Genomic DNA, 23,947 nt, shown 5'->3' with positions numbered 1-23,947 from the left:
GAGACCTCCATCTCTATTATAAAATCATCTCTCCATTCACTTCCTCAGCATTTCTTGTCAACTGCACAATATGTGCTGCGGGGTGTTTAATTCCACATAGCTGATCAGCAAGTATTTCTGCGCCTAACATGCTGTAAACCGTGCCGTTTCCTCCGTACCCCAACAGATAAAGGTGATTTTTTCTATATGGATGCTCGCCGATGAATGGCAAATTGTCTAGAGATTCCCCGAAGGTGGCACAATAGGCGTGAGCGATTTGTATTTCCAAGTGAGGGAAGACTTTATTAAAACTCTGGCGCAATTCGTTGCCGCGTTTAGTAATCAGTTCATCCGAAATTTCGACCTCGCCGCTGTTTTCATCCAATCCACCAATGATGATTCTTCTGTCAGCAGTAGTTCTCATATACAGATAAGGACGTTTCGTCTCCCAAATAAGCGCATCGTTATACCAAGCGGGCATCTCTTTCACTGGCTCGCTCACGATGACGTAAGAGCGTTTGATGTCCGCACCGTTCCGTTTGCCAATCGGCAATGTTTCGTAGCCAGTCGTAAAAATGATATTTTTTGTTTGCATGTCTCCATCTGTTGTAGAGATTTTTACATTATCTCCATATTCATTCACATCCAGCATTTCCGTGAATTCAAATAGGTGAGCACCTCTCGTTTCGGCAAGATCAAAAATTCCGTTTGCAAACACATAAGGATTCACTTCCGCATCACCGAATGTCACAATGGCGCACGGCCGATCCATGCCGGCATTGCTCATTAGGGATTCCCTGTCCCAATAAGTGCACGGAAAGCCGTATTTTGTTAATGTTTGATATTCTTTTTCTATTCGCTTTGCATCATCCTCATCACTTGCGTAATAAATGCTTTCTTTACGAATAAAATGAGAATCAACTGGTAGTTGGCTGGCGACATTCTCCAATTGTTCTATCGCTTGTAAACAGTTCCTATAAAAATCAACAGCATTGGTTAGCCCGATCTGTTCAATCAATTCATGAAGCATGATATCATTAGAGTATTGCAGAAGACCTGTATTTGCGGATGTGCTTCCAGTCGCAAGCTGCCTTTTATCCAAAACTGCGATTTTTAAATCTCGTTCTACTAAGGATAAAGCGGTCAATGCGCCTGACATGCCACCTCCGACAATGATTGCATCATAGCCTTCCTCTTTTTTGGTCGGTTTTTTTCTATGCGTTGATTGATAAGTAGTCGGCCAATACAATGAGCCTTTATATAAATCCATAAGTATACCCCCTTACCATGCTATACCCATTTACTAGGGGTTAGAAAAGCGAAATACAATTATATTAGGAGATGATAGTAATGACAGTTGAACAAAAGCCGCATATTTTACTAGTTGACGGCATGGCTTTATTATTCAGATCGTTTTTTGCAACTTCAGCGATGGGACATTATTTTCCAAATGAAGCAGGAGTACCGACAAACGGAGTTCAAGGATTCGCTCGACATGCATTGACGGCAGCTTCGATTTTCAATCCAACCCATATGGCGGTTTGTTGGGATATGGGTGCACATACATTCAGGAATGATCTGTTTGACGGCTATAAAGCAAACCGCCCGGAACCTGCGCCAGAGCTTGTTCCACAATTTGACATGACACGGGAATTATCCGAGCTGATCGGTTGGAAGAACTATGGAATTCCCGGAATGGAAGCTGACGATTTGATCGGCTCGCTCGTCTGTGAATGGGAGGGCAAGGCAGATATCACAATTGTTACAGGGGACAAAGACCTTTTACAGCTATTGCGTCCTGGAGTGAAAATCGCTTTCATGAAAAAAGGATACAATGTATATGATATTTATTCCAAAGAGCGTTTCGTTGAAGAATACGAGATTGCACCCGAGCGATTCGTCGAAGTGAAGGCGTTCACGGGAGATACGAGTGATGGCTATCCGGGTGTAAAAGGGATCGGTCCGAAAACAGCGTTGAAACTCGTGAAAGAATATGGAACTGTCGAAAATATCATCGAGTCATTGGCGGAACTCGCCCCGGGGATGAGGAAGAAGATCGAAGCAGATATGGATATGCTGCTTTTATCCAAACAGCTGGCACAAATACATTGCGAGCTTGATTTTGATGAGTCTCTCGAGCAATTAAGCCTTCCCGATTTTACCGGATTGAGGGAACATCTGGAGGAGAAAGGCTATTCAATGGTAATAAGACAACTGAATTCCTTATTTCCGGAATTAATTGCTTAATCGTGGACGTTTATGCGTGAGTTTTACGTTTTATGAGCATTTGCAGGCGATTTTGCTTGTTTGAAAGAGTTTATGCGTTTCTAAAAGCGTTTATGGACTTTTCTGTTGGATTATGCGTATTTGGAAGCATTTATGCGTGTTTGGATGAATGGAAGATAAAAAACCACTGCCTTACTTGTCGGCAGTGGTTTTTGCAATCTTTATAAATGAAAGGATGGACCGGTTAGGTTCATAAGGAATTTCACGGACACGGCTTTCACGGTTCCGTCCACCGTTATCATGGACGAGCAAGATGATTCCGCGATCGTCTTCCTTATAACCAATGACCGGAACCCAATGATAATCAAAAGCATAATCGCCGAACCATTGAAAAGTGAACCATTTATCGAACTTTGCCGCAACTGGCCGCCCTTCATTGATTTCCTCCATTAACTCCTCAATGCTACATTGTTCAACCTTCCATCCTGAACCGAGTAGTTTTCGAAGATTGTGGATGAAGCGCCACTTAAATAGTCCGATTCGAGTCCCGCCGAGAATTCGGTAAAGTCCATTCACATTAATGTTGGAATCGTCAAGATGATGGCGGAGGATGGTGTATGCTGTTACTGGACCGCAGGCAGAAGGCTGGAAACGCATATCGATTTCGTCGTCGTATTGTGATTGACCTTGAAAACCTTCTACCTGTTTCATTTCCCATCCCTCCACAAACCGATTTATAGCGAAGCTTTCTGTTCTTTTAGGAGTACTTTAAGTGCCATCCTGAAATTAATATACGATTCAAAATCCATTTGGACTCCAGCTGCAATGATCTTTCTGACGATTTGCGGATTGAAACCGACTGAAATCGGTCGTACATCCATCAGTTTCAACGTATTGTACAGTATTTGCAGTTCAAGCGCGAGAGAGTCATATTCATGCAATTCCTTTTCATTCAAATCAGCAGCCGTGAAATCGAAAACGACGCAAATTACATTGCGATGTTTGTCGAGATATTCCAAGACGAGGTTGCGGATCAGCTCGAATCGCTCTGCTCCTGAATAGCCGACAACCGGAACAAGAATTGTATCATCGACAACTGATGAAATGATTGGTACGGAAGATCTTTTGATTGTTTCTTCTAAGTCGGCAATTCTTTTTTTATATTTTTCTATTTCTTTTTCATAATCCATTTGGCACCTCGGCATATACGTTTTCTTTTATTATACGATAAACCGATAGAAAAGAGGCACAATAAAAGAGGAGGAGACTCATTGGATGGCCTCCTCCTCTCGTTATATCTTTAATTTATTTCACAGTTTCAAGAAAATCGGTCACTTGATCCGGTGTTTTTGCGTTTGCGCTATGCAAATGCGCCTTTTTCTCTCCATTTTGGAAAATAAGTAAGCTTGGAATTCCCATTACTTCGTATTTCTCCGCGATTTCAGGCAACACGTCACGGTCTACGTCATACCATGTATACGTATCATATTCTTCAACGATTGGGTCGATGAACATATCCATGCGTGTGCAGTCCGGGCACCATCCAGCTTGGAATTTGATAAGCGATTTGTCGTCACTATTGATAACCTTGTTGAATTCTTCAACTGTAGTAATTGATTTCATATTTACCACACTCCTTTAGTATGTAGTGTACCTTCTTTTTATGAATGAACATAGAAAAATGCCCATAACAAAAAATAGGGGGAAAATACATTTCAATATTGCGAAAAAGAAGAGAATGATTTAGACTGATAGATATAGAGACTGTTTCTATTTTTTTTGCTCATAAAATGAATGAGTGTTCATTCAAAAGAAAAAGGGAGGCTTCGCAACGTGGCATATCAAATCAAGAAAGCGGCAGTATTAGGTTCAGGTGTAATGGGATCTGGCATTGCAGCCCATCTCGCCAACATCGGCATTCCTGTCCTTCTGCTGGACATCGTTCCAACCAAGCTGACAGAACAGGAAGAAGCAAAGGGCCTTACATTGGAAAACCCTCAAGTCCGCAATAAATTTGCGGCAACTGCTTTGCAGAAACTTTTGAAGCAAAAGCCGGCACCATTGGCTGCTAAACAAAATCTATCACTTATCGAAGTTGGTAATTTCGAGGATGACTTGGAAAAATTAAAAGACGTTGACTGGATTATAGAAGTCGTCGTTGAAAATCTGGATATTAAAAAGAGTTTGTATGAAAAAATAGATGCAGTACGGAGACCGGGGACAATTATCAGCTCCAACACTTCAGGCATCAGCATCGAAGCGATGGCAGAAGGACGTTCAGAAGACTTCCAAAAGCATTTCCTCGGAACTCACTTCTTTAATCCGCCGCGCTATTTGAAGCTGCTTGAAGTGATTCCAACGAAAAAGACGGATCCTGAAGTTCTCGCATTTTTATTGAAATTTGGAGAGGATCGTTTAGGAAAAGGTGTCGTCATCGCGAAAGACACACCGAATTTCATTGCGAACCGAATTGGAACGTATGGCCTTCTCGTAACACTTCGCGAAATGGAGAAGAGGGGTTATTCGATCGGCGAAGTCGACTCGGTGACAGGAACTCTCATCGGCCGACCTAAATCCGCCACTTTCCGTACATTAGATGTAGTCGGATTGGATACATTCATGCATGTTGCTAAAAATGCGTACGACAAGACGGAGGGCGAAGAGCAAAAAGTATTTGAGCTTCCTCCGTTCATGAAGAAAATGATTGATAACGGATGGCTCGGTGCGAAATCAAAGCAAGGTTTCTACTTGAAGGAAGGTAAAGAGATTCTTGAATTGGATCCGAAGACATTCGAATACGGACCGACGAAAAAATTGAAAACGCCTTCAATTGAAATGGCGAAGCAACAAAAAGGTCTTGCGAATAAAGTAAAGACGCTCGTATACGCAAATGACCGGACAGGAGAAATCCTTTGGAGCATCCTTTCGCCGACGTTGCGCTATTCAGCTGAATTGACGGGTGAAATTGCGGACGATATCGTCGCAATCGACAACGCGATGAAATGGGGCTTCGGTTGGCAGCAAGGACCATTCGAAATTTGGGATGCGGTCGGCGTTGCGAAATCGGTTGAAAAGATGAAAGAGGAAGGTGCCCAGATTCCTCCATTCGTAGAAAAAATGCTCGAAAACGGTGTTGAATCCTTCTATAAAGAAGAGGAAGGCGACCTTTACTTCTATGACGGAGAAGGCTATAAGCCGGTGCCTATTAATGAAAAAGCGATTGACTTGAAACGGTATAAGAAAAAGCATGGTGTCATCAAAAAGAATACAGGTGCAAGCCTCATCGATCTTGGCGACGGCATTGCGCTTCTAGAGTTCCATTCACAAGCAAATGCAATCGGCCCTGATATTATCCAAATGATCAATTTTGCAATTGACGAAGTGGAGAAAAACTACAAAGGACTTGTGATCGGAAACCAAGGAAAGAACTTCTGTGTAGGTGCGAACCTTGGCATGATCCTTATGGAAGCACAAGACGACAACATCTTTGAACTTGATTTCATTATCCGTTCATTCCAAGATGCAATGATGAAAATCAAGTACAGCCGGAAGCCGGTCGTCGCGGCACCATTCCAAATGACGCTTGGCGGAGGAGCAGAAGTAAGCTTACCGGCAGCGCATATCCAAGCATCGATGGAAACGTATATCGGCTTGGTGGAAGTCGGTGTCGGTTTGATCCCTGGAGGCGGTGGCAACGTAAATCTATATACGAAACATTTGAAAGGTTTGCCGCACGGTGTGCAAATTGATTACCAATACGTCGCGAATAAAGTATTCGAAACGATTGCGATGGCGAAAGTGTCAACTTCTGCCGAAGAGGCGAGAGAGAATAACTTCCTAAACTTCGCGGACGGAATAAGCGTCAACCCGGATCACTTAATCTATGACGCGAAGCAGGCAGCACTCGCATTGCATGAAGCCGGCTATACACCGCCGAAGAAAGAGAAAATCCCAGTAACCGGAGATTCCGGGTATGCAACGATGCTTCTCGGAGCTGAAGGTATGTACCTGTCAGGATATATTAGTGAGCACGATTTGAAAATAGCGAAAAAGCTCGCATTTGTTTTATCTGGCGGAAAAGTGCCGTATGGAACACTTGTCGATGAACAATACATGTTGGATCTTGAAAGGGAAGCGTTCCTGAGCCTACTCCAAGAACCTAAATCCCAACAACGAATGCAGCATATGCTCCTCAAAGGGAAGCCGCTGCGCAACTGATCTGCACATATAGCAAAAGGAGGAAGTCAAATGCGTGAAGCAGTAATTGTAGCAGGTGCAAGGACGCCGGTCGGAAAAGCAGGCCGCGGCTCTCTAGCAACTGTACGCCCAGATGATTTAGGGGCTTTAACAATTAAAGAAACATTAAAACGTGCAAATGGATATGACGGTCCGATCGATGACTTAATCATTGGATGTGCAATGCCGGAAGCTGAGCAAGGTATGAACGTCGCCCGTAACATCGGGGCACTTGCAGGATTGCCTGATACGACACCGGCGATTACAGTCAACCGGTTCTGTTCTTCGGGTCTACAGTCGATCGCTTATGCAGCGGAACGGATCATGCTTGGTCATTCCGAAGCAATCATCGCTGGCGGCGTCGAATCGATGAGTATGGTACCGATGATGGGGAATACAATCCGACCGAACTTCAAACTCGCTGAAACAGCACCCCAATATTATATGGGGATGGGCCATACAGCTGAACAAGTGGCAGTGAAATACGGCGTTAGCCGAGAAGACCAAGATGCATTTGCAGTCCGTTCCCATGAAAAAGCGGCAGCAGCCATCGCCGAAGGGAAGTTTGTAGATGAAATCATCCCTGTAGAAGTCGTGAAACGATTTGTCGATGCAAAAGGAAAATACCAAGAGAAAACGGTCCTATTTGAAATGGACGAAGGCGTGCGTACCGGCACATCGATGGAAGTGTTGGCTAAATTACGCCCAGCTTTCTCAGTGAAAGGTTCCGTGACCGCAGGAAATGCATCGCAAACGTCTGACGGTGCTGCATCTGTGCTAGTAATGGACCGTGAAATCGCTGAAGGGAAAGGCTTGAAGCCAATCGCGAAATTCCGTTCATTCGCCGTAGGGGGCGTTCCACCTGAAGTGATGGGTATCGGGCCGATTGAAGCAGTTCCGAAAGCATTAAAGCTTGCGGGACTATCCATCGAGGATATCGACCTATGGGAATTGAATGAAGCATTCGCATCGCAATCATTGCAAGTCATCCGCCACTTAGGCTTGGATATGGATAAAGTGAACGTCAACGGCGGCGCTATTGCACTCGGCCATCCGCTCGGCGCAACTGGATCCGTCCTGACATTGAAGCTAATGAATGAATTAAAGCGCCAGGGCAAACAATTCGGCGTCGTCACAATGTGCATCGGCGGCGGAATGGGCGCAGCCGGAGTATTTGAAATGCTATAAGAAAAGTGGAAGGCGCTTGCTCAGTAGAGGTTCGCAGTCTAATTGCGCCGCGTCCTGATAGTGCCTTAATTTCTGCAAAATACACAGAAATACGGCAAATCAAACCCTTCGCAGTTCGATTGGCAACGACTGAATGACCCGAGCATCTAGCCAGCCTCAGGCATAAGGCGAAGATACGAAGTGGCGGTCTTTGCCACGTAGCAGTATTGACTTATGACCCGAGCATCTAGCGCCTGAAGTTGGACAGTTAGAAATGCTTTATGAGCTTTTAAGCGCCTTTATGCGTGTCTGCGTGGAGTTATGAGTCTTTCCGGCGGATTATGCGTCTTTGAAACCGTTTATGCATGATTCCAGGGAATTATGCGTAATTGAAATCGTTTATGCGTCTTTGCAATGAATTATGAGTTTAATAAGCAGGTAATCAGGATTGAAGCGGTGGGCGGCGACTCCTGGGGGAACAGCGGGACAGGTGAGACCCGCATTGTCGCATAGCGACCGAGGAGGCTCACCGCCCGCCCCCCGGAAAGCGTCCGCCCAGAGCGGAAATCCGGTTTACTGGTGTTTTATTGAGATAAATTACAAGGAGGAATTATGATGACTGAAACAACAACAAAGGATTTCATTCGCGGAGGAGCATTCCTCATCGAAGATATCGACGCATCACGCGTGTTTACACCTGAGGATTTTTCAGACGAACAAAAAATGATCGCAAAAACAACAGAAGACTACGTCAAAAACGAAGTGCTTCCTGTTGTCGAAAAACTGGAAAACCATGAATTTGAGCATTCTGTCAGACTACTTAAATCTGCAGGAGATCTTGGTCTACTTGGAGCGGACGTACCAGAAGAATATGACGGCTTAGGACTCGATAAGATTTCTTCCGCTTTGATTTCCGAGAAGATGTCTGTAGCTGGCGGCTTTTCCATCACCCACGGAGCGCACGTCGGAATCGGAACATTGCCAATCGTCCTTTTCGGTAACGAGGAACAAAAGAAAAAGTACTTGCCAAATTCCGTTACAGGCGACAAAATCTCAGCTTATGCATTAACTGAACCAGGTTCCGGTTCAGATGCACTTGGGGCAAAAACAACTGCAAGATTGAACGAAGCAGGTACGCACTACGTATTGAACGGTGAAAAACAATGGATCACGAACGCAGGATTCGCAGACGTATTCGTTGTCTATGCAAAAGTGGATGGCGATAAATTCACGGCATTCATCGTGGAAAGGGAATTCCCTGGCGTTTCTGTCGGTGCAGAAGAGAAGAAGATGGGGATCAAATCATCTTCCACACGTACGCTTATTCTTGAAGACGCGCAAGTGCCGGTTGAAAACCTGTTAGGTGAAATCGGAAGAGGCCATATTATCGCTTTTAATATCTTGAACATCGGTCGCTACAAATTGGGAGTAGGTACAGTTGGAGGTTCTAAACGTGCTTTTGAATTGGCGGTTACGTATGCGAATCAGCGCCAACAGTTCAAAACACCGATTTCGTCATTCAATCTTACAAAAGAAAAGCTTGCGACAATGGCTTCGAAGATCTATGCAGCTGAAAGCTTAATTTACCGCACAGTCGGTTATTTTGAAGAGCGCAACAGCCAAATGACGCCGGAACAGCAAAAAGACGGAAAAGCGGTTGCAGCTTCCATTGCTGAATACGCAATCGAATGCTCCATCAACAAAGTTGTCGGTTCTGAAGTGCTTGACTATGTTGTCGACGAAGCTGTTCAATTACATGGCGGATATGGTTTCATGCAAGAATACGAAGTTGAGCGAGCTTACCGCGATTCCCGTATTAACCGTATTTTTGAAGGAACAAACGAAATCAACCGCATGATCGTTCCGGGCACTTTCTTGAAAAAAGCAATGAAAGGCGAATTGCCATTGCTTGAACAAGCGCAAAGCTTGCAGGAAGAGCTGCTCATGATGATGCCTGAAGAAATTGGCGACGAAGCACTTGCTCAAGAAAAAGTTCTTGTGAAAAATGCGAAGAAAATCGGTTTGCTTGCAGCAGGAATGGCCGCTCAACGATTCGGTACGAAACTTGAATCAGAACAAGAAGTTCTTGTGAATATTGCTGATATCGCAAACAACATCTTCGCTATGGAATCTGCATTGCTCCGAACAGAAAAAGCGATTGCGAAAAACGGGGAAGAGAAGGAGAAACAAAAAATCCTGTACACAGAAATCTTCTGCCAAGAAGCGTTCGAAGCAATCGAAAAGGATGCGAAGGAGACCCTTCTTGCATCAGTCGAAGGCGATAACCAACGAATGATGCTTTCAGCACTTCGCAAGTTGACGCGTTCAAATCCTTACAATATTATTGCGAAAAAACGTGAAGCATCTGTCAAATTAATCGACGCTGAAAAATACGTAGTATGATTGAACGCCACCTGGGATTTTTTATTCCAGGTGGTTTCTCTGTTATACTTGGGGAAAATGGAGGTGTTGCGACATGTCGATGACTTACTATGGTTATCCGAAATGCGGAACTTGTAGGAAAGCGAAAAAGTGGTTGGAAGACAAAGGACTGGAATTCGAAGATGTCAACATTGCTGAAAATCCACCGACAAAAGAGGAACTCCAAAAAATGATCGGAAACTCCAGCATGGACATTAAGAAGTTCTTCAATGTGAGCGGAATGAAATACCGTGAATTGAACTTGAAGGACAAGCTCCCAGAAATGACGGATGATGAAAAAGTGGAGCTGCTAGCTTCAGATGGCATGCTTATAAAAAGACCGATTGTGACAGACGGCACAAAAGTGACTGTCGGCTTTAAGGAAGATCAGTTTGAAGAAGTTTGGAGAGCCTAATATACATTCTTGCCTTTATCTTTAACACCGAAAATCGCCGCAAATGTTGTAATTTCAACGTTTGCGGCGATTTTTTCTATAGTTATAAGTGCGTACTATTTCACTTTTTTGTTTGTTTTAAAATTTTCATTTGTCATCCAAGGATTGCTTTTATCGGGTGAGAACTTGCATTCGACACGATTCCATAGATAAATAATCCGGTCTATTTATCCAATTAGTATTTCGTCTTCCGAAAATTTACTGACACGAACGGTATTCCTGAAAATACAAAATGCGACAATTATCTACTATACCTTACAATATATTACTAAATAATCGATTGACAATTCAGTTATTTATCATTAGCATTATATACAATTGTCAGATTTATTAAATTCTAAATCTACTAAATTTGTAGTCTATCCCAATTCTCACAGACTCGTGATTTCTACCAAAAGGAAGGGAGTGTTTATATGAGTAGTCAGCCGGTATTGGATGTTCAGAATTTAAAAACGTATTTCTATTTGGATCAAGAGTTAGTTGCGAAAGCTGTAGATGACGTCACCTTTTCAGTTTACCCAGGGGAAACTGTGGCGATTGTCGGCGAATCGGGAAGTGGGAAAAGTATAACCGCGCTTTCCATTATGCAATTGATTAATAAGCCTGGTCGGATTGTGGAAGGCAGTATTCACGTAAAGGAAAAAGATCTTCTAAGTTTAAAACCGAAACAGATGACGACTATCCGTGGCAACCATATTGGAATGATCTTTCAAGAGCCCATGACTGCTTTAAATCCTGTATTCACGATTGGCAATCAGATTACCGAAATGATACGGAAACATAAAAAGGTGTCTAAGCAAATTGCAGAACAGAAAGCAATTGAATTACTTAGAATTGTTGGTATCCCACGCCCCGAAGAAATCACCAAAGAATATCCTCATCAACTTTCGGGTGGAATGAGACAGCGTGTGATGATTGCAATGGCAATCTCATGTGAGCCTGAACTCATTATCGCCGACGAACCTACTACAGCGCTGGATGTTACGATTCAGGCCCAAATATTAGACTTGCTCCTTGAAATGCAAAAGCGTTATAACATGGCACTTCTTCTCATTACTCATGATTTGGGCGTTGTCTATGAATATACCGACAAAGTCATTGTCATGTATGGCGGACAAATCGTTGAACAAGCCTCTACAAAGCAGCTCTTATCCCTCACGAAGCATCCCTATACAAAAGGTTTGTTGGACAGCTTGCCTAAATTAGATGAGGATGTAGAGCGATTAGGAACCATCAAAGGTACCGTCCCTGCTGCATATAACTTCCCGGTAGGCTGTAGGTTTTCAACCCGCTGTCCATTTGTAATGGAAAAATGCAAACAGGTAAATCCGGAGTTACTTCAATATGGCACAGATCATCTTGTTCGCTGTCATCTTTATAAAGAAGGAGGCGAGAGTCAATGACAATGTTGACAAAACAGCAAGAGGCTCTTAATGAAAAACGGTCGATAGATGAGGATGTTCTCGTCGAAGTGCGCAATGTAAAAAAGTATTTTTCTATTAAAGGTGGCATTTTGCAAAAAACGGTCGGGCAATTAAAAGCAGTTGACGATGTTTCTTTCACTATTCGAAAAGGTGAGACGTTAGGGATCGTCGGTGAATCCGGCTCTGGAAAATCGACACTCGGACGGGTTCTTATCAGATTACTAGACCCGACAGCTGGTCAGATTATCTTTAATCAGACCGATATAACCAATTTAAAACAACGACAAATCAGACCAATCCGTGAGGACATGCAAATAGTCTTCCAAGATCCGTTTGCATCCTTGAATTCCAAGATGAGTATTGAACAGCTTATTGAAGAGCCTTTGCTTGTCCAAGGGAAGTTGGCAAAACCTGCACGCAAACAAAAGGTGTTAGAGGTGCTTGAGAAAGTTGGATTACGTAAAGATGACTTACAAAAATATCCTCATGAATTTTCTGGGGGTCAGAGACAACGAATCAGTATCGCACGTGCACTTGTCCTTAATCCGAAGTTTGTTATTTGCGATGAACCTGTATCTGCTTTGGATGTGTCAATTCAAGCTCAAGTTCTTAATTTAATGAAAGACTTACAAGATGATTTAGGACTTACTTACTTATTCATCGCACATGATTTGAGTGTCGTAAAGCACATTAGTGATCGTGTAGCTGTCATGTATTTAGGAAGGTTTGCAGAAGTCGCACCAAAAAAACAATTATACGAAAACGCATTGCATCCATACACAGAAGCACTACTCTCTTCCATTCCAATCATTGACTTGAATGAAGAAAATGCAAAGAAAGTAAAAATCAAACTTGAAGGGGATTTACCTAGCCCAGCTAACCCACCTTCAGGGTGCACGTTTAGAACTCGATGCCCTAAGGCTTACGATCGGTGTGCTATTGAGAGACCTGAACTTTTAGAAATTGAGAAGGACCATTTCGTCGCTTGTCATTTATATAGTGAAAGTTAAATATACTTTAGCATCCATGACAACTTCATATAAGTTTCATTTTACTTATTCATGCAGTCACTTTTAGGGGGTGTTTCATGGCTCATTGCTGCAAGGATTCATTTTGTTCTACAACTAAAGTAAATAAAGGGGGACGCTATTTTGTTAAAACATTTTAAACACAGATTTGCTCTTCTGATTTTATTGTTGATGATAGGAATGATTTTAGCAGCATGTAACAAAGACGATGAGAAAGAACTGGGCGATCCAAACGGGTCTAAATCTCCTGATGTGTCGGAAACAGATGACGGTGAAGAAGATGCAACAGATGACGGTGGACCAAAAGACGGAGGAACAATTGTAGGTGCTATGTATTCTGCACCAGCAGGAATGTTCAATCCAATCTTTTATGAAGAAGCTTATGAGGCAAACATTTTAGACTTTACACATGAAGGTTTAGTAACACAAAATGAGAAACTTGAATTCATTCCAAGCCTTGCGGAAAAGTGGGAAGTAAATGATGATCAAACCGAAATCACGTTTTTCTTGAAAGAAGGCGTGAAATGGCATGATGGAGAGGACTTCACAGCTGATGATGTTGTCTACACTTATCAAGCAATGTCTGATCCTGAATATGAAAACGCTGGTGGTGTACGAGTAAACTACGTAGCTCCTTTACTCGGATACGAAGCCTATCAATCAGGAGAAACGGATGTGTTTGAAGGAGTAGTAGCAGATGGGGACTATACAGTGACATTCAAGTTCGCTGAACCGAACGTATCACCACTTTACTATGCGAGCTTCCCAATTATCCCTGAACACATTTTCAGTTCTATTTCTGTGAAGGATATTCCTGAAGCTGCTGAATCAAAAGATCCTGGCAAAGTAATTGGTACTGGACCTTTCAAATTCGCTGATATGATTGAACGCGAACAATATATTCTTGAGCGCAATGAAGATTATTGGCAAGGTGCTCCACGATTAGACAGCATTGTTTGGAAAGTAGTTGCACAATCTGTCATGATCGGACTGCTTGAAAAAGGTGAGATTGACTTTGTAGCAAGTCCTGGCGGGATTGCTCCAGCTGATTATGACATTGTAGCTGACTTTGGAAATATTGAAATTATAGAACAAGCTGACTTTGGTTATCAACTAATGGGCTTCAAGCTGAACCACAGAACGACAGCCGATGTAGAGTCCGGTGCGTTGAATCCTGATAACTGGATCCCGAACAAAAAATTGTCTGATCCTAAAGTGCGTCAAGCAATTGCTCACGCAGTTAATCGTCAAGGTCTTGTCGGTTCAGGGCATGGCGAAGGTCTATTACATGGTCGTGGACAGCCGATCAATTCGCCAATCGCACAACAAATGTGGGCATATGACGAATCTGCGGTTACCGCATATGAATATGACCCTGAAAAAGCTGGCAAAATTTTAGATGACCTCGGCTATGTTGATGTTACAGGCGACGGCTTCCGAGAAGATCCGGATGGCAATGAATGGATATTGAATTTTGATTATCCTACTGGAAACGAACTACGTGAACGTTCTGCTCCTATCCTTCAATCGGACTTGGAAAATGTAGGTATTAAGGTCAACCTACGCCAACCTGCTGAAATGTCAGTTTATGTACCTGGTTTGACAAATGACAATACGGATTGGGATCTCTACCTCATTGGTTGGAGCTTAAGTAGTACAGATCCAGATCCAGCTGGTCTATGGGCGACTAAAGCGGGTTACAACTTCTCCCGTTGGAACAGTCCAACATCTGAGGAGTTAATGCAAAAAGCTGTAAAAGCTCCTGACGCTTTTGATCAAGATTACCGTTCTAAGGTGTATGCTGAATGGCAAAAACATTTCTCTGAAGAATTGCCAGCATTGCTCCTTTACGCGCAAAACAGTCTTTGGGCATACAATGATCGTATTCAAGGTATCAAGATTCTTCCACATACCATGTACCAAGATGCACATGAATGGTGGGTCGAGGACGCGGAATAACGTGAAGGAAATATGGAGGGTATACGTCAATCGTATACTCTCCTCCTTCCTAGGTAGGGGGAAAACGAATGTACCAATATATAATAAGACGAGTCTTACAATTCATCCCAATGTTATTTGCATTATCAATCATCGTTTTCGGCTTAGCAAAGGCAGCTCCTGGTGATCCATTTTCAGGCAAGATTCTTGATCCGGAAGTCGGTATGGAGGTATATGAAAAACAACGGGCAGAGCTTGGTTTGGACAAACCGATTCCAGTCCAATATTTGCGCTGGGCAGGAAAAATTGCACAAGGCAGTTTCGGTGAGTCGATTACTTATAAAGGCAGATCCGTTGAGAGTCTAATTAAGGAGCGCTTCCTAAACACTGTATATTTAGGGTTATTCGCACTCTTGATTACTTTACTAGTCGCGATTCCTATCGGGATATATTCCGCACGACATCCATACTCACTGTTGGATTACGGATCAACGACATTCGGCTTTTTCGGACTAGCCGTTCCAAACTTTTTCTTTGGTCTGGTTGTCATCTACTTATTCTCCATCAAACTAGGGTGGTTTCCTGCACAAGGGACACTTTCTTCCAATAAGCTAACAGGCTTTGCAGAGTTCAAAGATAGAATTCATCACATGATTTTACCAGGGTTGACGCTTGGGTTGGCAAGTACAGCTAGTTATATGCGTTACATGCGATCTGAGGTAATGGACGTTCTTGGCAGTGATTTTATTAGAACAGCCAAAGCGAAAGGGATGTCGAACAATAACGTTCTTTACAAACATACACTTCGCAACGCGCTAATTCCGGTTATCACATTACTCGGCATGGAACTTGGCCCTTTACTTGGCGGAGCAATTATTACCGAACAGGTTTTCAACTTCCCTGGTATCGGCACACTTTTCATCGGTTCCGTCATTAACCGAGATTATCCAGTCGTTATGGCGATTACTCTTTTATTGGGAGTTGCAATTCTTGTAGGGAATTTGTTGGCAGATATATTTTATAGCGTCGTAGATCCGAGGATTCGCTATGACTGAGGTGGTGAGGATATATGCATACTGTTAATGAAAAAGAAAATCAACATGATGAACTACAGATTGAAACAACGAGGAAACATCGAAGTCCCTTTCAGTTATCTCTTCGGCGTTTCCTGAAAAACAAGCTCGCTATCGCAGGTATGATTGTTCTCATCATTATCATTGGGTCAGCGGTTTTCGCACCTCTCTTGACGGACCATGATCCGAAAGCGCACAATCTTTTAAAGGTTGAGCAAAAACCAAGCAAAGAACACATTCTAGGAACGGATAGCTCGGGTCGCGATAATTTCTCGAGATTGCTATACGGTGCAAGAGTTTCATTGACCATCGGTATTAGCACAATGGTTTTCACCGTCTTGCTAGGCATGATTTTCGGGACACTTAGTGGCTACTACGGCGGCAAAATCGACAGTATTATTATGCGGATCACGGATTTGTTTCTAGCTTTACCGTTTCTCGTCTTAGCACTGACAATCATTGCCCTTTTGAAAAAAGTTACGATCGGGCTGTTCGTTGTTATCATTGCAGTTACTAGCTGGCCGACATTATCGAGGATTATTCGTGGTACTTTCCTTTCCTTACGTGAACAGGAATTTGTCCTTGGCGCAAGAGCAATCGGTGCAAGCGACTTCAGAATCATCTTCAGACACTTTTTACCGAATGCAATTGGGCCAATCATTGTAAACGCGACATTATTAATGGCTGCAATGATTATCGTCGAATCCGGACTTAGCTTCATCGGCATGGGAATTCCCCAACCGACACCGACATGGGGAAATATGATTTCAGAGGCGCAAGGTTTACGTATTCTACGGTATCATCCTGAAGCGTGGATTCCGCCAGGTCTCGCAATTCTCCTAACGGTTCTCAGTATCAACTTCATTGGGGACGGACTAAGAGACGCGTTCGATCCAAAAAGTGATAGACGATAAAATGTATAATCCTGATCAAACTCCGTGACGACATTTTCTGTAGTTTTTAATTAATACTAAACTAAAAGGGGCGAAGGGAAATTCAATATTTTCCATTCGCCTGTTTTAGTATAACGACTTTCTAGACAACCACTTTTGCTTCACCTACAAGTAATGATATAGCCGGCTTCATAGGAAATTATCAATATAAGAAAAAGTTATATATGGTATTATAAGAATAATACTATAAGTATTGGCCACTGAAGGCATGCTCATAAAAAGTCCGATTGTAACGGACGGCTCAAAAGTGACTGTCGGCTTTAAGGAAGACGAGTTTCAAGAAGTATGGGGAGCATAATATACTTTCTTGTCTTTAGCTTCGGAATATGTCAAAATTGAATGTGAATCAATAAATGTTTACTTATGGAGGGTTATGGGATGAGCACACCTAAAGACTTGCGTTATTCAGAAGAACACGAGTGGGTAAAGGATGAAAGCGGAAAGTATCGTATCGGTATTACTCATTTTGCACAATCCGAACTTGGCGATATCGTATTCGTTGAATTGCCACAAGTTGGGGATGAGTTGAAAGCAGACGAGCCGTTCGGAAGTGTTGAATCGGTGAAAACAGTATCTGAACTTTACGCTCCGATTAGCGGTAAAGTCGTCGAAGTGAACGAAGAATTGGAAGACAGCCCTGAATTGGTGAACGAATCTCCATATGAAGGTGCTTGGATGGTTGTTGTAGAAGCTTCGGATGAATCTGAGCTTGACGCACTTATGTCAGCTGAAGACTACGAAAAAATGACTGTCGGCGAGTAATCGTCAAAGTAGCGCCTGGATCTATGACTCCGGCGCTTTTTTCAATATCCCCACGTCTAGACTTCGGTCGCCAGAAGCCCAGGTCATACGTCAAAGCTGCTTTGTGGCAAAAAGCGTCACTCCGCATCTTTACCTTATGCCTGTCGCTTCTAGTCAGGCGCCCTACGCTTTTATTAAAGGAGGGCTGGAAAAATGGACAGTCAAAAAGTCTTGATCGTTGAAGGCGGATCGGACCGGAAAAGATTGCAGAAAGTGCTTGCGGAACCGGTTGAAATCATTTGCACGAACGGGACAGTCAGTCCGTATCGGGTCGAGGAGATGCTCACGCCTTATGAGGAGTTTGAACTGTTCGTTTTTCTAGATGCCGATGAGTCGGGGGATAAGATCCGCACTTTATTCAAAAGGTATTTTCCTGAAGCGATACACCTTTATACGGAACGAACGTACCGCGAAGTTGAAACAACTCCATACCGTGTGCTTGCAGCCGTCCTCCTAGCTGCAAATTTTGAAGTGCATCCCGAATTTTTACTTTGAAGGTGATAAATAGTGGCCAATATCGAAAACTGGACACGTGAACAATGGGAAAAGAGCAAAGACGATTTTCCAAAATCGATTTTTTATTTATATACACCAATGTGCGGAACATGTGCAATTGCTTCAAAAATGATGGAAGTCATTGCTGCTATGAAGCCTGACTTGCCCATTGGAAAGGCGGACTTGAATTATGTAGAAGAGCTCGCTGTTGATTATGAAATTGAAAGCGTCCCTTGTTTACTAATTCAGAAGGATGGAGAAGTGGTACATAAGATCTATGCGTTCCATTCTATTCCGCATCTTCTCGAAAAGATAGGTTGACATACTGCCGAGAGACATGATATAAGTATAGCTATTAACTTTAACTGAATATGTCGCTCTTATAAAGAGAGGTGGAGGGAAGTGCCCTATGAAGCCCGGCAACCGTCACGAAAGTGAAATGGTGCCAAGTCACACAAAGCATTTGCTTTGAGAGATGAGAGATCGGATGGACGTTTATTTTTATAAAACGTAGTAGCCTTTCTGCTTGTCTGCAGAAAGGTTTTTATTTTGGACAAGATAGTAGTAGAGGTGATAATGATGATTCAATTGAAAGACGTTAAGAAAAGTTTTGGTGCAACGAACGATGAAATCTTGGCGGTAGATGATGTCTCCTTAACGATTGATGAGGGAGAGATCTTCGGCATCATCGGTTATAGTGGTGCTGGGAAAAGTACATTGATCCGCTTATTGAATGGTCTTGAGACACCAACAACTGGGACAATCAAAATTGGAAACCGTGAAATTTCGGCATTCACAGGTAAAGAGCTTCGGGAAGCAAGACAAAAAATCAGCATGATTTTTCAACACTTCAACTTGCTCTGGTCCCGGACTGTTAAGCAGAATATAGCTTTTCCGCTTGAAATCGCTGGAGTGAAAAAAGCGGAACGGGAACGAAAAGTGGCGGAACTGATCGAGCTTGTCGGTCTGAGCGGCAGAGAAAATGCTTATCCATCGGAACTGTCAGGCGGTCAAAAGCAACGTGTCGGTATCGCAAGGGCGTTGGCGAACGATCCAGAAGTGCTGCTTTGTGATGAAGCGACTTCCGCGTTAGACCCGGAAACGACAGATGCTATTCTTGATCTTCTAACAAGTATTAATGAACGGCTCGGGCTGACAATTGTGCTCATCACACATGAAATGCATGTCATCCGGAAAATCTGTCATCGCGTGGCGGTCATGGAAGCTGGAAAAGTAGTTGAAATCGGTCTGGTTCTTGAAGTATTTCAATCACCGCAAGCACCGATTACAAAGCGCTTCGTTTCCCAAGTGACGGAACCTGCGGGAACTGAACAGGTTCTTGCGCATATACCAGGAGGCACGCTCATAAAACTCGCATTTGTCGGAGAGAAGACTGAGCATCCTGTGTTGGCAAGTTTGATTCGAAAATTCGACATTGACGTAAATATCGTCCAAGGGAACATATCCCATACAAAAGGCGGCGCTTATGGCTCGCTTATATTACAGCTTCTTGGCAATGAAAATGATGTTGATAAGGCGATTGCCTATCTCCATGAGCTAGGTGTACAGACAGAGGTGATCGGCAATGATTGAAAGTTTATTTCCAAATGTAGATTGGGGAAAAATGTGGGAAGCAACTGTAGAAACGTTATATATGACGGGGCTTTCTACTTTATACACATTCGTATTCGGACTTGCATTGGGCGTTCTTCTTTTCTTATCAAGTCCAGGCCAACTATGGAAAAATAAATTGGTGTATGGCTTGACGGGAGCATTTGTGAATATTTTCCGCTCTATTCCATTTATCATTTTGATTATATTACTTATCCCGTTTACGACATTGTTGGTCGGATCAATCCGCGGTCCAGAAGCAGCAATCCCTGCTCTTGTCATCGGGGCTGCACCGTTTTATGCGCGAATGGTCATGATCGGATTGCGTGAAATCGATAGAGGTGTTGTCGAGGCAGCAAGATCGATGGGTGCGAAAACAAGTACAATTATCTTTAAAGTGTTGTTGCCTGAATCAATGCCTGCCCTTATTTCGGGAATTACGGTAACGGCGATTGCGCTTGTCGGCTATACAGCAATGGCTGGAGTCATAGGTGCCGGCGGGCTCGGGAATCTCGCGTATTACGAAGGATTCCAGCGAAGCCGCTCTGACGTGATGATTGTGGCAACTATTATTATCCTAATTGTTGTATTTGCGATTCAAATTATCGGCGATTTTGCAGTGAGGAAATTGGACAAACGATAATTTACAGGAAGCACCTGTTAATTATAAAAAACAACTACGAATGGAGAGAAAAATGATGAAAAAGATTTTATCCACATTATTATTAACGGTTCTTGTGCTCGCACTAGCAGCATGCGGAACGAAAGATAAAGAAGATGGCGCTAACAGCAATAATGCTGGTGGTAAGGAAGAGAAGACTAAAATCGTCGTCGGCGCATCCAACACGCCGCATGCTGTCATTTTGGAAGAAGTGAAGCCATTGTTGAAAGAAAAAGGCTATGACTTAGAAATCGAAACATACCAGGATTATATTTTGCCGAACAAAGACTTGGAATCAGGTCTGTTGGATGCGAACTATTTCCAAACTATCCCTTACTTGGAAAGTCAAATTGCTGATTTTGGCTACGACTTTGTCAATGCGGGTGGAATCCATATCGAACCGATGGGTGTTTATTCGAAAAAATATAAATCACTAGATGAATTGCCGGACGGTGCGACTGTCCTTATGAGCAACTCGGTTTCAGATCACGGCCGTGTGCTTGAAATGCTTGAAAAAGAAGGATTGATCACACTTGCTGAGGGTGTTGATAAAGTTAAAGCTGAACTTGATGACATCGTGGACAACCCGAAGAATCTTAAGTTTGAACCGGATTATGAAGCAGCTCTAATGCCGACACTATATAACAATAATGAAGGTGATGCTGTTCTCATCAATTCCAACTATGCAATTGATGCTGGTATAAATCCATTGGAAGATTCAATTGCTCTTGAAGAGACTGATTCACCATACGTCAACGTCATCACAGTCCGTTCAGGTGATGAAAACAGCGCAGCAATCAAAGCACTTGTAGAAGTGTTGCAAACCGAGGAAATCCAAGAGTTCATGTTGAAAGAGTGGGGCGGCTCAGTCGTACCAGTAAAATAATTTAATAAGCCGTCCGCTTCCATCTATTGGATGCAGACGGCTTTTTTTCTCCGTCAAAAGTACAATAACTCAAAATAACTGTTCCTATTTTTCCTTTACTATGATAAAGTGGTGTTGTTGTTTTTATAAACATTTGTACATCTGAGGAGGACATCTTATGAAGTGGAAGGTCGGCCTTATATGGCGAATCGTTATCGCTATAGGGCTTGCGGTGGGGCTAGGACTGTTGCTCCCGAAAATACATGAAGGATTCGCAGGTTGGTTCACAAGCTTATTTGCAACGTTCAATATGATTTTCGGCGGCTTCTTGAACTTTGTCGTACCATTTATCATTATTGCATTTATTGCACCAGGAATTGCGAAACTGGGCGCTGGATCCGGAAAACTTTTAGGGCTCGCTACAGTACTTGCATATGCCTCTACAATTGTAGCAGGGATTTTGGCATACTTCGCTGCCATGTCAATTTTACCGAGCTTCATAGGTGGCATTGGTGCTGAATCCGTTGCCGATTCAGGAAAATCACCAGCTGAAGCATTTTTTGAACTTGAAATGACACCTATTATGGGGGTCATGTCAGCATTGCTTCTCGCATTCATTTTTGGAATCGGTATGGCATCCATTAATAGCAAAACAATGCTTTCTTTCTTTGAAGAGATGCATGTTCTTATTGAAAAAGTCATTTCATTTATTATCATCCCGTTATTGCCATTCCATATTTTCGGTATTTTCCTTAACATGACACATAGCGGACAAGTTGCGAAGGTCTTATCGGTCTTTTCACTCGTCTTCGTCATGGTCATAGCATTGCATTTGCTCATGCTTGTACTTCAGTACACTGTTGCGGGGACTCTTTCAAAGAAGAATCCGTTCTACCTTATGAAAACTATGGCACCTGCATATATGACTGCAATCGGAACACAATCATCTGCAGCGACCATTCCAGTTACATTGAGACAGGCGAAAAAGACGGGTGCTTCGGAAAAAGTGACGGACTTTACGATTCCCTTGTTTGCAACGATCCATTTGTCCGGAAGTACAATCACTCTAGTATCTTGTTCAATCGGAGTATTGCTCATGAACGATATGCCGTTCAACTTCTCTAGCTATCTGCCTTTCATCCTTATGCTCGGCGTAACGATGATCGCTGCTCCTGGAGTTCCAGGCGGAGCTGTGATGGCGGCAGTAGGACTTCTTAGCACAATGCTAGGATTCGATGAATCAATGGTTGCACTCATGATCGCACTTTACATGGCACAGGACAGCTTCGGTACAGCCACTAACGTAACAGGCGACGGAGCCCTTGCAATGATCGTAGACCGCCTAACACCAAAAGTAAAAGGCGTAGAAGCGAAGTAATAATTTATTTTTAAAAGTAGAAGAGGGAACTGATTTTTCCCGACTTCTACTTTTTCTTTTATTTGTAGTTGATGTAATAGGATTTATTTAGGATTGAAGCGTAAGGTGGCGACTCCTGTGGGAAAAGCGTGTCCAGGTGAGACCCCGCAGACGCTTGCGTCGAGGAGGCTCACGGACCGCCCGCAGAAAGCGTCCACCTGGAGCGGAAATCCGTTTACTAGCAAACCAAGACAGTAAAATATATTCATTGATTCTCAATAAGCACCAGATAAATGAAAATGGGTTACTATGCAAATTATATGATGAAACGTTGAATTAATCGTATTTCTCCCACAAAACGATAATAATTCTTAATGATTTGCAACAATGTGCCGAATGCGCTAAAATTAGAATGATACTAAATAGAGAATGGTTTACCCCGTTCATCTTTATCATATTGGAGGTATTGGAATGGCAACTTTGGAAATCAAAGACCTTCACGTCGAAATTGAAGGTAAAGAAATATTGAAAGGCGTCAACCTAACAATCAATACAGGTGAGATCCATGCGATCATGGGACCTAACGGAACCGGTAAATCGACACTTGCATCTGCAATCATGGGCCACCCTAAATACGAAGTCACTTCCGGAACAGTCACGCTTGATGGCGAAGACGTGCTTGAAATGGAAGTGGATGAGCGCGCGAAAGCGGGACTATTCCTTGCAATGCAATACCCAAGTGAAATTACAGGGGTAACGAACGCAGACTTCATGCGTTCAGCAGTCAATGCACGCCGTGAAGAAGGCGATGAAATATCCCTCATGAAATTCATCCGTGAATTGGACAGCAAAATGGATGTCCTTGAAATGGATCAAGATATGGCAACACGTTATCTAAACGAAGGATTCTCAGGCGGAGAGAAAAAACGTAATGAAATCCTACAATTGATGATGCTGAAACCAAAATTTGCAGTGCTTGATGAAATCGACTCTGGACTCGATATCGATGCATTGAAAATCGTTTCTAAAGGCATTAACGAAATGCGCGGTGAAGGTTTCGGATGCTTGATCATTACTCACTACCAACGTCTCCTTAACTACATCACACCTGATTTTGTTCACGTTATGATGCAAGGCAGAGTCGTTAAATCCGGCGGAGCAGAACTTGCGAAACAGCTTGAAGAGAGCGGTTATGATTGGATTAAAGAAGAATTAGGAATCGAAGACGAAACAGTTGGACAAGAAGCATAAGAAAGGG

At 43.0% G+C, this 23,947-nt stretch carries 22 protein-coding genes, 1 pseudogene and 1 riboswitch; of the genes and pseudogenes, 19 read left to right on the top strand and 4 right to left on the bottom strand.

Annotated elements, in window-relative coordinates; all coding sequences use genetic code 11:
* Nucleotides 1–16: 16 nt before the first annotated feature.
* On the bottom strand, nucleotides 17–1,249 hold the full coding sequence (locus tag AC0L13_RS13500) for an NAD(P)/FAD-dependent oxidoreductase (RefSeq protein WP_473640398.1): 1,233 nt from the start codon (nucleotides 1,247–1,249) through the stop codon (nucleotides 17–19).
* An 80-nt stretch (nucleotides 1,250–1,329) separates the two neighbouring features.
* On the opposite strand from AC0L13_RS13500, the gene AC0L13_RS13495 reads away from it, so the two are divergent.
* Complete coding sequence (locus AC0L13_RS13495) at nucleotides 1,330–2,226, top strand: 5'-3' exonuclease (RefSeq protein WP_473640396.1); 897 nt, start codon at nucleotides 1,330–1,332, stop codon at nucleotides 2,224–2,226.
* A 171-nt stretch (nucleotides 2,227–2,397) separates the two neighbouring features.
* Here AC0L13_RS13495 and AC0L13_RS13490 read toward each other — a convergent pair whose 3' ends face one another.
* From AC0L13_RS13490 to AC0L13_RS13480, 3 genes are all read right to left on the bottom strand, one after another.
* Nucleotides 2,398–2,916 carry a C39 family peptidase gene (locus AC0L13_RS13490; protein WP_473640394.1) on the bottom strand — a complete coding sequence of 173 codons (519 nt, stop codon included), beginning with the start codon at nucleotides 2,914–2,916 and terminating at the stop codon, nucleotides 2,398–2,400.
* A 23-nt stretch (nucleotides 2,917–2,939) separates the two neighbouring features.
* A complete protein-coding gene (locus tag AC0L13_RS13485; RefSeq protein ID WP_473640392.1) occupies nucleotides 2,940–3,395 on the bottom strand; it encodes an STAS domain-containing protein in 456 nt (151 codons plus the stop codon).
* Nucleotides 3,396–3,510: 115 nt separating this feature from the next.
* The gene (locus AC0L13_RS13480; protein WP_473640390.1) at nucleotides 3,511–3,828 is read right to left on the bottom strand and encodes a thioredoxin family protein; all 318 of its coding nucleotides are present in this window, start codon (nucleotides 3,826–3,828) and stop codon (nucleotides 3,511–3,513) included.
* 210 nt (nucleotides 3,829–4,038) lie between these two features.
* Here AC0L13_RS13480 and AC0L13_RS13475 point away from each other — a divergent pair, with 210 nt between their 5' ends.
* From AC0L13_RS13475 to sufC, 18 genes and pseudogenes are all read left to right on the top strand, one after another.
* Nucleotides 4,039–6,423: a 3-hydroxyacyl-CoA dehydrogenase/enoyl-CoA hydratase family protein gene (locus tag AC0L13_RS13475; RefSeq protein ID WP_473640388.1), complete on the top strand. Its 2,385-nt coding sequence runs from the start codon at nucleotides 4,039–4,041 to the stop codon at nucleotides 6,421–6,423.
* Nucleotides 6,424–6,453: 30 nt separating this feature from the next.
* Nucleotides 6,454–7,629, top strand: a complete 1,176-nt coding sequence (locus AC0L13_RS13470) for an acetyl-CoA C-acetyltransferase (RefSeq protein WP_473640386.1) — start codon at nucleotides 6,454–6,456, stop codon at nucleotides 7,627–7,629.
* A 594-nt stretch (nucleotides 7,630–8,223) separates the two neighbouring features.
* A complete protein-coding gene (locus tag AC0L13_RS13465; RefSeq protein ID WP_473640384.1) occupies nucleotides 8,224–10,011 on the top strand; it encodes an acyl-CoA dehydrogenase family protein in 1,788 nt (595 codons plus the stop codon).
* A gap of 73 nt (nucleotides 10,012–10,084) precedes the next feature.
* Complete coding sequence (locus AC0L13_RS13460) at nucleotides 10,085–10,444, top strand: arsenate reductase family protein (protein ID WP_473640382.1); 360 nt, start codon at nucleotides 10,085–10,087, stop codon at nucleotides 10,442–10,444.
* Between the two features lie 452 nt (nucleotides 10,445–10,896).
* Nucleotides 10,897–11,886 (top strand): ABC transporter ATP-binding protein, encoded by a 990-nt coding sequence (locus tag AC0L13_RS13455; RefSeq protein WP_473640379.1) that lies wholly within the window; start codon nucleotides 10,897–10,899, stop codon nucleotides 11,884–11,886.
* Complete coding sequence (locus AC0L13_RS13450; protein WP_473640377.1) at nucleotides 11,883–12,917, top strand: ABC transporter ATP-binding protein; 1,035 nt, start codon at nucleotides 11,883–11,885, stop codon at nucleotides 12,915–12,917. Before AC0L13_RS13455 ends, AC0L13_RS13450 begins: the two co-directional genes overlap by 4 nt.
* A gap of 141 nt (nucleotides 12,918–13,058) precedes the next feature.
* Nucleotides 13,059–14,894: a peptide-binding protein gene (locus tag AC0L13_RS13445; RefSeq protein ID WP_473640375.1), complete on the top strand. Its 1,836-nt coding sequence runs from the start codon at nucleotides 13,059–13,061 to the stop codon at nucleotides 14,892–14,894.
* Between the two features lie 68 nt (nucleotides 14,895–14,962).
* Nucleotides 14,963–15,928, top strand: coding sequence for an ABC transporter permease (locus AC0L13_RS13440; RefSeq protein ID WP_473640373.1), 966 nt, complete (start codon nucleotides 14,963–14,965; stop codon nucleotides 15,926–15,928).
* Between the two features lie 14 nt (nucleotides 15,929–15,942).
* Nucleotides 15,943–16,860, top strand: coding sequence for an oligopeptide ABC transporter permease (gene opp4C, locus AC0L13_RS13435; protein WP_473640371.1), 918 nt, complete (start codon nucleotides 15,943–15,945; stop codon nucleotides 16,858–16,860).
* Between the two features lie 229 nt (nucleotides 16,861–17,089).
* A pseudogene (locus AC0L13_RS13430) lies at nucleotides 17,090–17,197 on the top strand (ArsC/Spx/MgsR family protein); the annotation flags it as partial.
* 80 nt (nucleotides 17,198–17,277) lie between these two features.
* On the top strand, nucleotides 17,278–17,661 hold the full coding sequence (gene gcvH / locus AC0L13_RS13425; protein WP_440500178.1) for a glycine cleavage system protein GcvH: 384 nt from the start codon (nucleotides 17,278–17,280) through the stop codon (nucleotides 17,659–17,661).
* Nucleotides 17,662–17,853: 192 nt separating this feature from the next.
* Nucleotides 17,854–18,195, top strand: coding sequence for a toprim domain-containing protein (locus AC0L13_RS13420; RefSeq protein ID WP_473640368.1), 342 nt, complete (start codon nucleotides 17,854–17,856; stop codon nucleotides 18,193–18,195).
* Nucleotides 18,196–18,207: 12 nt separating this feature from the next.
* Entirely contained in the window at nucleotides 18,208–18,516 is a 309-nt protein-coding gene (locus AC0L13_RS13415; RefSeq protein WP_473640366.1) for a thioredoxin family protein, read from the top strand.
* 56 nt (nucleotides 18,517–18,572) lie between these two features.
* Nucleotides 18,573–18,677, top strand: a riboswitch (SAM riboswitch).
* A 97-nt stretch (nucleotides 18,678–18,774) separates the two neighbouring features.
* Entirely contained in the window at nucleotides 18,775–19,788 is a 1,014-nt protein-coding gene (locus AC0L13_RS13410; protein ID WP_473640364.1) for a methionine ABC transporter ATP-binding protein, read from the top strand.
* Nucleotides 19,781–20,449, top strand: a complete 669-nt coding sequence (locus AC0L13_RS13405) for a methionine ABC transporter permease (RefSeq protein WP_473640362.1) — start codon at nucleotides 19,781–19,783, stop codon at nucleotides 20,447–20,449. The genes AC0L13_RS13410 and AC0L13_RS13405 overlap by 8 nt, the downstream gene beginning before the upstream one ends.
* A 55-nt stretch (nucleotides 20,450–20,504) precedes the next feature.
* Nucleotides 20,505–21,353 (top strand): MetQ/NlpA family ABC transporter substrate-binding protein, encoded by an 849-nt coding sequence (locus AC0L13_RS13400; RefSeq protein ID WP_473640360.1) that lies wholly within the window; start codon nucleotides 20,505–20,507, stop codon nucleotides 21,351–21,353.
* 157 nt (nucleotides 21,354–21,510) lie between these two features.
* Complete coding sequence (locus AC0L13_RS13395) at nucleotides 21,511–22,710, top strand: dicarboxylate/amino acid:cation symporter (protein ID WP_473640358.1); 1,200 nt, start codon at nucleotides 21,511–21,513, stop codon at nucleotides 22,708–22,710.
* A 450-nt stretch (nucleotides 22,711–23,160) separates the two neighbouring features.
* Nucleotides 23,161–23,940, top strand: coding sequence for a Fe-S cluster assembly ATPase SufC (gene sufC, locus AC0L13_RS13390; protein ID WP_473640356.1), 780 nt, complete (start codon nucleotides 23,161–23,163; stop codon nucleotides 23,938–23,940).
* Nucleotides 23,941–23,947 lie beyond the last annotated feature (7 nt).

It is taken from the genome of Sporosarcina sp. QA0331 (genome assembly GCF_055808055.1).
This window is presented reverse-complemented; position numbering and strand designations above follow the sequence as displayed.